At 59.5% G+C, this 14,505-nt stretch carries 8 protein-coding genes; 6 read left to right on the plus strand and 2 right to left on the minus strand.

The window, feature by feature from the left end:
* Positions 1-66: 66 nt before the first annotated feature.
* A complete protein-coding gene (locus AB4P90_RS16850) occupies positions 67-3,834 on the plus strand; it encodes a hypothetical protein (protein WP_019816838.1) in 3,768 nt (1,255 codons plus the stop codon).
* Between the two features lie 17 nt (positions 3,835-3,851).
* On the opposite strand, the gene AB4P90_RS16855 is transcribed toward AB4P90_RS16850, so the two are convergent.
* The gene (locus AB4P90_RS16855; RefSeq protein WP_019816837.1) at positions 3,852-5,480 is read right to left on the minus strand and encodes a hypothetical protein; all 1,629 of its coding nucleotides are present in this window, start codon (positions 5,478-5,480) and stop codon (positions 3,852-3,854) included.
* 142 nt (positions 5,481-5,622) lie between these two features.
* Here AB4P90_RS16855 and pvdM point away from each other — a divergent pair, with 142 nt between their 5' ends.
* The 3 genes from pvdM to AB4P90_RS16870 are packed head-to-tail and all read left to right on the plus strand — an operon-like array spanning position 5,623 to position 9,161.
* Positions 5,623-6,972: a pyoverdine-tailoring dipeptidase-like protein PvdM gene (pvdM, locus tag AB4P90_RS16860; protein ID WP_395605167.1), complete on the plus strand. Its 1,350-nt coding sequence runs from the start codon at positions 5,623-5,625 to the stop codon at positions 6,970-6,972.
* Between the two features lie 18 nt (positions 6,973-6,990).
* Positions 6,991-8,259 (plus strand): aminotransferase class V-fold PLP-dependent enzyme, encoded by a 1,269-nt coding sequence (locus tag AB4P90_RS16865; RefSeq protein WP_014718816.1) that lies wholly within the window; start codon positions 6,991-6,993, stop codon positions 8,257-8,259.
* Between the two features lie 29 nt (positions 8,260-8,288).
* Positions 8,289-9,161 carry a formylglycine-generating enzyme family protein gene (locus AB4P90_RS16870; protein ID WP_014718817.1) on the plus strand — a complete coding sequence of 291 codons (873 nt, stop codon included), beginning with the start codon at positions 8,289-8,291 and terminating at the stop codon, positions 9,159-9,161.
* Between the two features lie 51 nt (positions 9,162-9,212).
* On the opposite strand, the gene AB4P90_RS16875 is transcribed toward AB4P90_RS16870, so the two are convergent.
* Positions 9,213-10,040 carry a N(5)-hydroxyornithine transformylase PvdF gene (locus AB4P90_RS16875; protein ID WP_014718818.1) on the minus strand — a complete coding sequence of 276 codons (828 nt, stop codon included), beginning with the start codon at positions 10,038-10,040 and terminating at the stop codon, positions 9,213-9,215.
* 190 nt (positions 10,041-10,230) lie between these two features.
* On the opposite strand from AB4P90_RS16875, the gene AB4P90_RS16880 reads away from it, so the two are divergent.
* Together AB4P90_RS16880 and AB4P90_RS16885 are read left to right on the plus strand one after the other, a co-directional pair.
* On the plus strand, positions 10,231-11,883 hold the full coding sequence (locus AB4P90_RS16880) for a cyclic peptide export ABC transporter (RefSeq protein WP_014718819.1): 1,653 nt from the start codon (positions 10,231-10,233) through the stop codon (positions 11,881-11,883).
* Between the two features lie 118 nt (positions 11,884-12,001).
* Positions 12,002-14,434, plus strand: a complete 2,433-nt coding sequence (locus AB4P90_RS16885) for a TonB-dependent siderophore receptor (RefSeq protein WP_173877515.1) — start codon at positions 12,002-12,004, stop codon at positions 14,432-14,434.
* The last annotated feature ends 71 nt before the right edge of the window (positions 14,435-14,505 follow it).

A 14,505-nucleotide genomic window follows, 5' to 3' on the forward strand; every position in this document is an offset into this window, starting at 1 on the left:
TCTGAAATTCAGACGCACTCCTCAGGAAACTTGCCTATTGGATATTCGCCTTACAGGTCCCCGCCCATGCTCAGTACGACCAAGCAAGCCAACCCCCACTGGTATGACGTCCCTTTCCACTCTACCAAGCCCGATGGGCCACCTCGCCAGCCACCGCTGATCGAGCCGCTAACCACTCCCCCTGCCTTGGCTGGCGCGACGCACGCGCCTGCACCGAAAACCTACAAGGAAGGGTTCGGCGACAGACACGACCTGCAAACGCTGACCACGAAACTCGGAGACATCGCGAAGCAATTGGATGTGAACACCACGCCTCAAGCGATACTGGCTGCCTTGAGAGCCCCCCTGGATATTCATCCTGACTCATCGTTCCCTGTGCGCCCCAGTGAAGGCGCGACACTGGAGAGCTTTATCAGGGCCAAGGGCTGGCCGATACCTACCACCCAACTTTCGCTGACCGAGCTGATAAAGACGGTGAAACAGGAAGCCCTGACGCAGCCGATGGGTAATTTTGGTGGCGCGTTGTCGTGGTCAATACCCCTGAGCCAGGCTGAGCAGAGCCGACTACGCATTATCTCCATGAGGTCTGACTACCTGAACGCCCTGGATGCCTTGCTGGCCCAGCACCCGCTAACCCCCGAGGTACAAAGTGACCCCGCGCAAGCACTGGAGGCCCTGCTCAGTTCCTCCGCAGGCCAAACGCTGGGTAAACACCTGCAGGAGCAATCCGGCGGTATCGCCACTGCCAACAGCGCCACCGACTACCTGATGGCTGCCATTCAGTTGCAACTGGACCCCGAATCCATTACCGCCCCTCAACGTAATAACGTGGCGGGGTTTGACCTGGCGCACGCGCGCCACTGGGGCAAACCCGCGTCTACAGTGCTGGATACGTTGAGCAAGCATTTGGTCGACAGTGGCAGGATCAGCCCTGTGCTGTCCAAAGTGGCTGCGTATGTGTTGCTGGCCAAGAAGGCCCCTGTTTACCTGATCAAAGACATACCGCCCTCCGTGAGGCACGGCAGCCCAGCCTGGCTGAACCTGGTCATTACCGTGGCGAGCATTGAAGCGAGTACGCCGGGGAAAGTCCCGAACATGACGTTTGCCCAAGTGATGCAGGAAGGCGAACATGCAAGGGTGGCGCAACCCGAGGCGGCTGCGCAAGCTCGTACAGCAGCGCTGGTAGATTGGGGGGTTTGCCATAACGTAATTGCCCGCAAGGACGACACGCAATACACCGTGCAAGAGCTGGAAACCCTGAAAACCACCTTCACAGCCCGACAGCAGGACATGCTAGGCGCCTCTGCCGCCTTGGATCTGGAATTGCCCACCCGAGAAAAGATGGCCATGGCCGTACTGGTGGAACGGTATGGCGACCTGGGTGATCTGTTCAAACAAAAACTGATCAAGACCAGCAACATTCCGCGCAGAGGGCAGAACAAGGCACACACATGGCTACCCGGCCTGCATTCGATGCTCGACATCGCAATGATGGATCTGAGATTGCCCTATCTCTTTGAAGCCGCGAACAAACGTGTACCGATCAACGACTTGAACGCCCGCTACCGATTTGGTGTGAGCGATAACTTCGAAAAGCGCTTTGAGGAAACAATCAAGAAGAAAAAGATCGCCCTCGCCACGACGGTCAAACACCTGATCGCGCAGCTCCCCCTGGAAGACCGTAGAAACTTTGAGTACGGCAAAGTTACGTATTATCGAAACTCATCCACTGAGTTGGGTTTCTGGAGCAAGTCCGACCCGGTGTATGAAAAAAACCTGCTGGTGAAAATTGAACGCGACGGGCAATCCAGCGGCTACCGTATCGACCCGACCAAAGGCGAAATCGTGCCCATTGAAATGTGGGCGCTGAAAGAACGTGAATCCAGGGAGGCGAATGTAGCGTTCAACACCAGCGTGTTCGTCCCCAAAAGCGTCAGTGCCGACCACGCAAACGAACGCGCCGGCGCAACTGACGCAGCTATTGATAGTTTTGCTACCGACCGCACGCAAGACATTGCTGATGCCTTCGTTGAGCATTTCAATCTCGATGACCCGGATATCAAGAAATACGCCAGAGGGCAGACGACCCAGGACCTGGCGAACGAGAAAATCAATCAGGTAAACGATTTCTTCATGAACTTGATTCCTTTCCGCTCGGCAATTGAAAACTTTAAAAAAGGCAACAACGTCGAGGGCGGGTTTGACTTGGCCCTGGATGTGTTTGGCTTTCTCACAGCGGGCGCGGCCAATATCGGCAAACTCACCAAGGTCGCCGGCAGTGCCGCATCCCTTGCCACCAAGGTCGCGCGAACGGGCAAAGTCATCGGCATGGTCACCTTGAGCAACTTCAACCCTCTGGACGGGCTGGCTGACCTGGCCATTGGCGGCGCAAACCTGCTGAGCAAAGGGTTGACCAAAAGCACCGCGTGGCTGGCCAACATACGAAACACGGATAAAGCCCATGATTGGTTGAAGGCTATCAGCCAGGAGCATGGCAATGCATTGCTCGGTTCGATCACCTCCGGCGGGCGCTCGGTTGATAGTGTTGTGGTATTCAAAAACGATCAGTGGCACCACTACGACCCCATCACCCGTCAACCCTACGGCACGCCGGTGAATGGCTTCACGCCGAGAGTCCTGGCAACCCAGGGTGAAATCAACGGCACCCTCAGCGAGTGGGTCGCCAACTGGTTCAACCCGGCAAAACCCGGCATACCCATACCGGAGGCCTTCAACGACGCAGTTGACGCAGCAAAAGCAACCACCACAGGCCACGCGGCATTCAATCAGGGGTACAACACGCTCGCCCCGGCCAGCATTTCTGGCTATTCAGCAGAGCTGGGCATCACTCAGTTGAAAAAACTGGCCACGGACGCCACCGCGTCACCCGAGGTACTGGGTAGCCTGTCCAGGCGTATCGACGAGCTGGAGGCGCTGCCAGGCAAAGTCAAAACACTCTACGAAAAGCTCATTCCGCCCACAAAGCCATTGCCCGGCAAGCCCGCGACGCCAGAACAATTGCAGTTTGAAGAGGCGCTCGCAAGGGGGGCTCCGGACGGGATCAACGGCTTCTCACCGACAATGAAAATGCATCAATTGCGCGAACTGATACTGGACCCGAAGCTGACGTCTGCCGAAGTCGGGGCTCTGTTCAAGCATTTGCAAAAACGAGCAATGGAAACCAGCTTAGAGCTAAGCAGAAAATTCGCTGATGACATGACCGCCGCCCATGGCACTTTGATCGCCATGCCGCAAGGGTATTACCTGAGCCAGGTCAACGTTGCATCCGAGGGCGGCTGCGCCGCGTTGGCGAATACCATGGCTATGGCCATGCTCGATGGCTCGGAAAACACCTTGATCAGCAACTTCTTCCTCAGTCTGGCGCACCCCAAACACCCTAATACTGAAAGGTTCCGCGACAGCCTGGAGAGATTTCAAAACACCCTCAGAGATGATTTTCACTCTGGGCAGCTCACCCGCAGTGCGACCTGCGACAGGATCATCTCGGATTTGGCAACGGCCACCACCTCCAAAGCCTTTCTTATCAGCAATTCAAAGCACGGTGTTACCGCTGGCGTCAAAATCACGAAGGACCAAAAGATCTGGTTTTACTATGACCCCAACTTCGGGCTCGTCAAATTCTCCAAGGAGGCGGACATGCGCAGCGGTATGGAGCGTGCACTCAATAGTGGCCAGACCAGCCATTTGTTCCAGCCGCTCAAAAAGGCCGATGGGTACACGGTGTCTGAATTCAACGAGTTATACCTGATCAACAAGATAGGGGATCCTCGAAGTGTCAGCGGGCTGTATTCGGCAGCGATATCGGTGACCTAGAGCGCCTGCAACACGTTTTAAAGCGTGTGCGTGACCTTCAAATGTCGGGCATACCACGGCCGCCGCGGCACGCGCTTGAACAACCCCTTGAGCACGTCCTCATCGGCGCCGAAGGTAATGCGCAGGGCCAGCTTCATGACTTCCGGATCCATTTCCATCGAACGCCCTCGTTGCAGCCCCGGTGTGGTACTGCAGCCATGGGTGTCCGGTCCCAGCCAAGGGTCGCCTACTTCAACCCAGCGGCCCTGTGCAAACCAGGCTACGCCGTTGACTTCCAGGCGGCTCACCTCGCCTGGGTTGAAGCGTTCGTGGGCGCGAAACCAGTCTTCGATACGGTCATCGATCCAGCCGTGGAAATGCCAGAACACCGGGTTTACATGGGATGAAAACGGGTCGCCCAGAAAGTCGTTCTCCGGCGCATACCAACGTGGGGCAAAGTCCGCGGGGTCACGGGCGAAGGGTACCGGGGCGCCGTTGGACGGGTCGCGGGGCACCGAGGCCCAACGCATATGCAGCCAGTCGTGCAGGCCCAGTTCCATTTCCGAGCCCAACTGGCCCAGGGTCAACTTGGCCAGGTAACGCGGGTCGCGGTATTGGGATTCCCACACCTGGAAATTGCTGTGGTAGGTCTGGGCGGCCTTGATATCGCTGACCCACTGGGTGTAGTCGGCATCATCCGGCGCTGACCAACAGGGCGGCAGCGCGAAACCGTCGTGGTTGTCGAAGTAGCGCACAAAGCCCAGGCGATCACGCTCCAACGGCGGTTGCGGCTCGGGAAATTGCGGCCAGGACGGCAAGTCCTGCATGGAGCGTGCGGTGCCAAGCATATGGCGGTGCATGAAGAAGAAGTCGATGCCCGACCCATTGCGGTCCTTGCGCTTGCCGCGGGCGTCGCGCTCCTGGCCACGGGGCCCGGGTTGCCAGCCGATGCCACGCAGGGCCTCGCGTTTTTCTTCGGAGAGCTTGTGCCACTGATCGCGGGTGGCGTGCCACAGTTGGTGAAACAGCCGATGCTCGGGGGAAACCAGCCAGGCCAGCAAGGTCGGGTTGAGACCGATGCGCTGGCGGGCTTCGGGGAACAGTTGTTTGTGGGCGATAAAACGGTTGTCGCGTTCGGTCAGCGCCAAGGGCCGCTCAAGATCGAGGATGTGCCCGCTGAGGGTGGCGCTGCCGGCATTGCTGAAATCGGCCCAGACTTCATCTAGGGTCATTTTGAATTCATAGGCCGGCACACCGCCGGCGGAATCGCGGTCGATCAAGCGCCAATAGAGCACGGCGCCCTCGCCCGTCAGCACATCACCCAAGACGCGGTAGCGCGGCTCGCCGTCCGCACGCAGCTGCTCGGCGGTGTCCAGGTAACCGCGCAGGCCACGCCCACGGGGAGCGATGTCCAGCAGCAGCTCCAAGCCTTGCAGCGGCAGGCCCGCAAGGCCCGCATCGCGGCCTTCCAGGCGCAGGCTCCAGACGCCCCGCAGGGTGTTCGCCAGGTGCTGGCCCTGGGTGTCAGCGAGGTCGACCGTAGCTTCGCCGGGGGTGATGGGAAACTCGTCTTCCCGCGTCAACTCGCGATGGGCATAAAAGGCCGCAGGCACCGCTGCACCGGTCAGCGCCAGGCCTGCGATGAACCCACGTCGAGAGATTGTCATTGGCTACCTTAGGAAACGGCTTGATCAGAGCTAGAACGTTTGCAACCCGATGAAATTTACCGCCCTGCCCCCGCCACCTAAATTTCCCCCGTCATCGCTCGTCCTTCCCTGATAGCAAAGGCCTCAACTGACTGAGATGGCAATGACAAAATCACGTTCGAAAAAGGCGCTGTATATCGGCCTGCCGCTGGCCCTGGCTATCGGCGCCGGGGCTGGCTTGCTGGTCTGGGATCAGTGGTTCAAGGGCAACGCCGGCTACCCGCTGGAGGTGATCAAGCAGGCCAATGAAATGCAGGATCGCCTGTTGTCATTTGACAGCCACATCACCCTGCCCCTGGATTTCGGCACGGCGGGCAATGAGGCCGACAAGGATGGCAGCGGCCAGTTCGACCTGGCCAAGGCCGCCCGCGGCCGATTGTCGGGCGCCGCGCTGACGATCTTCGGCTGGCCGGAAATCTGGAACGGCGATAACGCTCCGCACAAACCCACCGATGGTTTTGTCGAAGAGGCCCGCCACGAGCAGGAGGTGCGCTATAAGATCATCTCCGGCATGGTGCGCGACTTTCCCAACCAGGTGGGCATCGCCTACACCCCGGACGATATGCGCCGCTTGCACGGCGAAGGCAAGTTCGCGATTTTTATCAGCATGCTCAACGCCTACCCCCTGGGCAATGACCTGAACCAGCTGGACCTATGGGCCGCACGCGGCATGCGCATGTTCGGGTTCAGCTACATCGGCAATAACGCCTGGTCCGACTCGTCGCGCCCGCTGCCGTTTTTCAATGACTCCCCCGACGCCCTTGAAGGCCTGTCGCCGATCGGCCAGCAAGCGGTGCATCGCCTCAATGACCTGGGGGTGATCATCGACGTGTCGCAGATGTCGACCAAGGCCCTGGAGCAGGTCGCGCAGTTGAGCCGCACGCCGATGGTGGCGTCCCATTCGGCGCCTCGGGCGTCAGTGGATATCCCGCGCAACCTCAGCGACAAGGAACTGCAACTGATCAAGAACAGTGGCGGCGTGGTGCAGGTGGTGGGCTTCCCCGCCTACCTGCGCCCCTTGAGCCAGCCGACCCAGGACAAGCTCAATACCTTGCGCGCACGGTTCGACCTGCCGCCACTGCCGAATCTGGCCATGGCCCTGATGCCCGGCGATGCAATCATTGCCGCCTGGCCCGAGCAACGCTTCGGCCAATACGCCAGCGCGCTGTACGGCATTCTCGAGGAAGAGCCCAAGGCCACCCTCAAGGACCTCGGCGACGCCATCGACTACACCGTGCGCAAGATCGGCATCGATCATGTCGGCATTGCCTCGGACTTCAACGACGGCGGCGGCCTCCAGGGCTGGGAGAACGTCGGCGAGGTGCGCAACGTCACTGCCGAACTGATCCAGCGCGGCTACTCCGAAGCCGATATCGCCAAGCTGTGGGGAGGCAACTTCCTGCGGGTGTGGGACCAGGTCAAAAAAGCCGCCAAACCCTTGGCCAACCGCTAACCACCACGAAGTAAGTCCATGACCGACCGCCGTACATTTCTCAAGCAGGCCGGCGTCTTTGCCGCGAGCCTGCCGCTGGGCACCGCGTTGCTGCCTCAGGCAGTCGCCGCCGCCACGAACGACCCATGGACGGGATTGAAACAACTGTTCAACCAGGACCCCAATTACCTGCATTTTTCCAACTTCCTGGTGGCCTCGCACCCCAGGCCCGTGCGCGAGGCCATCGAACGCTACCGCCAACAGATCGACCGCAACCCTGGCCTGGCCATGGACTGGGACCTGCAGGAAACCTGGAAGCGTGAGGGCCAGGTACGCGAGTGGGCCGGCCGCTACCTGAACGCCACGCCAGCGCAGATCGCCCTGACCGGCAGCACGTCCGAAGGGCTGGCGATGATCTATGGCGGGATCAAGGTGCGCGCCGACCAGGAAATCCTCACCACGGTGCATGAGCATTACGCTACCGAGTTCAGCCTGGACTTCCGGGTACGCAAGGAGCAGACCCAGGTTCGCAAGATACGCCTGTTCAAAAACCCCAATCAGGTCTCGGCCGATGAAGTGCTGGGCAATATCCAGCGCAATATTCGCCCCAACACCCGTGTACTGGGCATGACCTGGGTGCAATCCGGCAGCGGCGTAAAACTGCCCATCGGTGAGATCGGCAAGCTGGTGGACGAACACAACCGCAACCGCGACGAGCCGGACCGACTGCTTTATATCGTCGATGGTGTGCACGGCTTCGGCGTGGAAGACCTCGACTTCCCCGCTATGCACTGCGACTTCTTCATCGCTGGCACCCACAAGTGGATGTTCGGCCCGCGGGGCACCGGCCTGGTGTGCGCCCGCGAGACCGAAAACAAATACGTCACGCCGATGATTCCGACCTTCTCCGAAGACAAAAACTTCGCCACGACCATGACGCCAGGCGGCTACCACGCCTTCGAACATCGCTGGGCCGCCGACGAAGCCTTCAAGTTGCACCTGCAACTGGGCAAGGCAGCGGTGCAGGCACGCATCCATGCCCTCAACACCGAACTCAAGGACCAACTGCTGGCCCACCCGCAGATCGAACTGGTCACGCCGCGCAGCCCCGAGCTGTCAGCAGGTTTCACCTTCTTTCGGGTCAAGAACCAGGACAGCGATGCCGTCGCGGCCTACCTGATGAAAAACCGCGTGGTGGTGGACGCGGTGGAGCGTGACGTTGGCCCGGTGATTCGCACCTCGCCGGGCCTGCTTAACAACTCCGATGAGATCCAGCGCTTCATGACCCTGCTGAGCCAGCGGTTATGACCCCTTTTCCCTTTGAACGAGACGCCTCCATGACGCCATCCCGACTCAAACCGCTCACCGCACTGGCACTCACCGCCCTGTGCGGCGCCCTGCTGCCCGGCCTGGCCCATGCCGCCGCCCCACAACCGGGCAAGGTCTTCAAAGACTGCAAGGACTGCCCGGAAATGGTGGTGCTGCCCGCCGGCACCTTCACCATGGGTACCCCGGAAGACGAAGTGGGCCGCGAGCCCGACGAAGGCCCCATGCATGCCGTGACCTTCGCCAAGCCGTTCGCCATGAGCCGCTTCCACATCACCGCCGGCGAATGGGACAGCTACGTGCGTCAGACCGGAGTCAAGATCGCCAATGGCGACGACCGCCCCGGCCGCGAATGCATCGCCAGCAAGCCGCGCTACCCCCAGGGGCCACGTCAGCCGGCGGTGTGCATGGACATGGACGACATCAAGCAGTACGTGAGCTGGCTGTCGAAGAAGACCGGGCACACGTACCAGATGGTCAGCGAAGCCCAACGCGAATACGCCGCCCGCGCCGGCACCACCGGCCCGTTCCCCTTCCCGTTCGACGAAGGCAAGGGCTACAGCATCGCCCAGCACGCCAACACCTACGGCCCGGCGGACGGCTACAGCTATTCGTCGCCCGTGGGCAGCTACCCACCGAATGCCTTTGGCATGTATGACATGCACGGCAATGTGTATGAGCGGGTGGCTGATTGCGAGCATCCGAACTACGTCGGCGCGCCAACTGATGGCAGTGCCTGGGTGGAGCCCAACTGCGAGGCCTACCAGATTCGCGGCAATGACTGGGGCGAGGCGCCGGTGTTTTCACGCTCGGGCAATCGCAACAACATCTACCCGCAAACACGGGGGGATTGGATTGGGTTCCGGGTAGTACGCGAACTCTAATACCTTGTAGGAGCGAGGGGGACGCCTAGTTCTTGCTCGCTCCTACAGGGTTCAGCCTTGTTTGGCCAACAGCTCCAAGCCTTCATGCAATGCCGGGAACAGGCTGTTGTTGAAGTTGTTCCAGCGCAACTCAAGGATGGTGTCCTCGGGCGAAATCTCGGTCTTGAGCACGTCGTGGAACACCTCTCCCGAGTCGATGCCGTTATCCACGTAGTGGAATGACGCACCGGTCCAATACAACGGCTCGCACGCCTGAGTCGCCTTGGTTGCCCAGTCGGTAATCGCCTGCCCACGTGCTCCGTACAGCGCATTCCAGGTGGCGTACGCCCCACGGCGTTCGTAAGGCGACTCGAGGCGGGTGATGCCCGGATGAATGTTCATGATGCGCCGTGCAAACGGCGCACCCGGGCGCACCAGTTCGTCGAGGATCACCAGCAAACCATCCAGCACCACGATGTCAGCCTTCAACTCCACCAGGGTGTCATGCAGCCGACGCTCGAAATCCTGCTTGCCGGCGACATGTTCGGCGCTGCCCCGTGGCAGGCGACGATAGGTCGACGGCACGCTGAGCAGCAGGTCATTGACCAACGTGCCTTGCACACGCAAATCCGCCGGGTACAACCACTGGCGACCCGGCTGGTAAGCAAAGCCATAGTCCGCCACCAACTGCTGGTCCCGCGGGTTGTGCTCATCGTCGTCATACACCACGCCTACGAGGTTGTAAGCCTCGCCCAGCGACGTGTCGTTGAGCGAGCCCACCAGAAACTCCAGCACCGATTTCATATAGCGCTCGTGGTCTTTATAGGCCACCGGTTGCCCCGCCTTGTCGGCGGCGGCGTTTCTCAGGGACCAGACATACACCAGGTTCTTTTTCGTCATGTGTTTCGCTCTCGCTCAAAGGGCCACGCACCGTGCGCCTACAGAACAAGAACGAACCAGGCCCCGGGCAATTTATCGCCCACTGCCACCGCCCGGCACGCCGCGCTAAATAGTCACGCCACAGCTTCGTTTGTCATGGGTAAGGGTCTGTGTGCCCAGCCCCCTCTTTTTCACTTTCCGGGAAGTATTTATGACCGACCCCAAGCGCGGCGCCTTCAAAGGTTTGCTCGCATTGCTCAGGCCCTTTCGCACCATCGTGACGGTCTCCGTCGCCCTTGGCATGGCGGGCGGCCTGGCCATTACCTTGCTGTTGGCGACGATTAACAATGCCCTGCATTCGGCGGGGGGCATGACCCAGGGTGTGGTGTTGACCTTCGCCGCATTGTGCGTGGTGGCGCTGGTCAGCTCGATTATTTCCGACATCGGCACCAACTACGTCGGGCAACGGATCATTGCCGCCCTGCGCAAGGACCTGGGTGAAAAAGTGCTGTCAGCGCCCATCGGGCAGATCGAGCAATATCGCTCTCACCGCCTGATCCCGGTGCTGACCCACGACGTGGACACCATCAGCGATTTTTCCTTTGCCTTCACGCCCCTGGCCATCGCCGCCACCGTTACCCTGGGATGCCTGGGTTACCTGGCCTACCTGTCCGTGCCGATGTTCCTGATGATGGTGGTCGCAATCATCATCGGCAGCGCCGTGCAATTCATCGCGGGTGGCAAAGGCATCCAGGGCTTCGATCTGGCCCGCAGCCACGAAGATGAATTGCAGCGTTACTACAATGCGATTGCTTCTGGCGCCAAGGAACTGCGCATGCACCGCCCGCGGAGGTTTCGCATGAACACCCACCGCATTCAGGAAACCGCAGACCGTATCAGCGATATCCAGGTGCGTTCGGTCAACATCTATATCCTGGCCAAGACCTTTGGCTCGATGCTGTTCTTCGTGGTCATTGGCCTGGCCCTGGCGATGCAGGCCTACAATCCCAACCCCGATCCCACCGTGATTACCGGCTTCGTGCTGGTACTGCTGTATATGAAAGGCCCGCTGGAACACCTGCTGGGCTATTTGCCCGTCGTTGGCAAGGCGAAGATTGCCTTTGGGCGCATCAGCGAACTGTCGGAGCGCTTTTCTTCGCCCGAGCCCCACTTGTTGATGGACGACAGTGAAGCGCCGAAGCCTGTGGTCAACAGCCTCGAACTGCGCGGCGTCAGCTACAGCCCGCCAGCGGTTGAAGGCAGCCAACCGTTCCACCTGGGGCCGATCAACCTGAGCATCAAACAAGGCGATATCGTGTTTGTCGTCGGCGAGAACGGCAGCGGCAAGACCACCCTGATCAAATTGCTGCTGGGCCTGTATCCGCCTCAGGCGGGTGAGATCCTGCTCAACGGTACAGCGGTGACCGACCCAGCGCGCGACGATTATCGCCAGTTGTTCACCACGGTGTTTTCCGACTATTACCTGTTCGATGACCTGGTACAAGGCAGTGCCACCCAGTCCCTGGACAGCGCCACCCAATACCTTGAGCGCCTGGAAATCGCGCACAAGGTCAGCGTCAAGGACGGTGTATTCAGCACCACTGACCTGTCCACCGGCCAACGCAAGCGCCTGGCCCTGGTCAATGCGTGGCTGGAAGAGCGCCCGGTACTGGTGTTCGACGAATGGGCCGCCGACCAGGACCCGGCCTTCCGCCGCATCTTCTACACCGAGCTGCTGCCGGACCTCAAACGCCTGGGCAAGACCATCATCGTGATCAGCCACGACGACCGTTATTTCGACATCGCCGATCATTTGGTGCGCCTGCGCGCCGGTCAGGTGGTGCATGAGATGGAGCCTGCATGAAGTACCGGAATAATTTTTTCCGGTTTTGCGAAGTAGGAACGTCTCACTAATGGTAATGAGAACTAAACTCAATAAACACTTAGAATTGCCCACTTAAAACATAGAAGAGAAAGCATCCATGCCAGCACGACTCGGTCTCAGCCCCCTGAGCAAAGCGCTATCCATGCGCCGGGCCCTGAACATCAACCTCTTGCCCAGTACCCTGGCGTTGGCTGTGTCGATGCCGATTGCAGGCTATGTGCAGGCCCAGGAGATCGAGTTGAATATTCCTGCACAGTCGCTGGGGAGCGCACTGCAGGAATTTGGCCGCCAGACCAATGTGCAAGTGCTCTACAGCCCGGGCGATGTGCAGGGCAAGAACAGCCCCGCCGTCAAGGGCAAGATGCAGCCACAGCAGGCCATCAATGCATTGCTGGCCGGTAGCCAGACCACCTATAACCTCAACGGCAACACCTTGACTGTCACTGCTGCTGGTAGTGGTGGTGGGCTGGAGCTGAGCCCGACGCAAGTCACTGGCAACATGCTGGGTAACGTCACCGAGAATACCGGCTCCTATACGCCAGGCTCGATTGCCACCGCAACGCGCCTGGTCCTGACACCCAAGGAAACCCCGCAATCGGTGACCGTGGTCACGCGTCAGCACATGGACGACTTTGGCCTGAACAGTGTCGACGACGTGATGCGCCACACGCCGGGCATTACCGTTTCAGCCTTCGATACTGAGCGCAGCAACTACTACGCTCGTGGTTTCTCTATCAACAACTTCCAATATGACGGGATCCCTTCCACCGCACGCAACGTGGCTTACTCGGCGGGGAACACGCTGAGCGACATGGCGATCTACGACCGTGTTGAAGTACTCAAGGGCGCGACTGGCCTGCTGACCGGTGCTGGTTCACTGGGGGCCACTATCAACCTGGTACGCAAAAAGCCGACCTCTGAGTTCCAAGGTCATGCCACGCTGGGTGCCGGTTCGTGGGACAACTACCGCAGCGAGTTGGATGTGAGTGGCCCGCTGACCGAGACCGGCAATATCCGTGGCCGGGCCGTCGCCGCCTATCAGGACAAACACTCGTTCATGGACCGCTACGAGCGCAAAAGCCCGACTTACTACGGCATCATGGAGTTCGACCTGTCTCCCGATACCCTGCTGACAGTCGGCGGCGATTATCAGGACAGCCTGCCGAAAGGCTCATCCTGGTCGGGCAGTTTCCCATTGATCGACGCCCAGGGTAATCGCAACGACGTCAAGCGCTCGTTCAACAACGCGGCCGACTGGAGCAGTTGGGAGCAATACACCCGCACCGTCTTCGCCATGTTGGAGCACGACCTGGGGGATGGCTGGATAACCAAACTGCAACTGGATCACAAGATCAACGGCTACCACGCACTCATGGGTTCCATTCAGGGTGACACCCCGGGATTGGATGGTAAGTCACAGCTGACTTCGGGCAAATACACCGGTGAAACCGTCAGTGACTCCGCCGATCTGTATGTAAGCGGCCCCTTCAGCCTGGGAGGCAGGGAGCATGAACTGGTATTCGGCGGTTCCATCAGCGCTTCGGAATGGAATGGCAATGGCTACTGGAACCTCGCCCCCAACCTGGTGGACTTCAATAACTGGCACGGCAACGCACCGCAACCTGATTGGGGCAAACCACAATCGAAAATCGACGACACCGTCCGCCAGACCGGCATGTACATGACAACACGGCTGAACCTTGCTGACGACCTGAAGCTGCTGCTCGGTGGCCGGGTAGTCAACTACACGGTGACCGGCTACAACCCTACCTATCGCGAGTCAGGACGCTTCGTACCTTATGTCGGTGCGGTGTACGACCTGAATGACACCTACTCGGTTTACGCCAGCTACACCGATATTTTCATGCCCCAGGAAAGCTATAACCGCGACAGGGACAACAAGCTGCTTGAGCCGGACGAAGGCCAGAATTGGGAGCTGGGTGTAAAGGCCGACTTCCTGGATGGTCGTGTAAACGCCAGTGCGGCCTACTTCGAGATCCATGAAGACAACCGTTCCGTTTCGGACGATGACTACAACAACTTGAAACCTACCCCCTCGAACTACGCGTTCAAAGGCACCCAGGCCGTGACGAAGGGGTACGAGCTGGAGATGTCCGGCGAACTGGCTCCGGGCTGGCAGCTCCAGGCTGGCTATACCCACAAGATTGTGCGTGACGACAAAGACGTCAAGATTTCCACTTTCGAACCCGAAGACCAGGTCAGCCTGTACACCACTTACAAGCTCAAGGGTAATCTTGACAAGTTGACCGTTGGCGGTGGCGCTCGCTGGCAGAGCGTTGGCTGGCAGAATATCTATAACTCTCCCCGTGGTGGCTACGAGGAGTTCTCTCAAGAAGCGTACTGGTTGGTGGACCTGATGACCCGTTATCAATTCACTAAAAACGTGTCGGCGACGCTGAACATCAACAACGTTTTCGACAAGTCCTATTACACCAACATCGGCTTCTACAATTCTGCCGCTTATGGTGAACCCCGTAACTTCATGCTCAGCACTCGCTGGGACTTCTAAAGCAGGATCAGACGCCCCGAGGCAATGACTGCCCGGGGCGGTTTGTTTGTCCGAATTATAGATAGGGCCAT

Origin of the sequence: Pseudomonas sp. B16120 (genome assembly GCF_044218845.1) — a bacterium.
GTDB classification, from domain to species: Bacteria; Pseudomonadota; Gammaproteobacteria; order Pseudomonadales; family Pseudomonadaceae; genus Aquipseudomonas; species Aquipseudomonas paracarnis.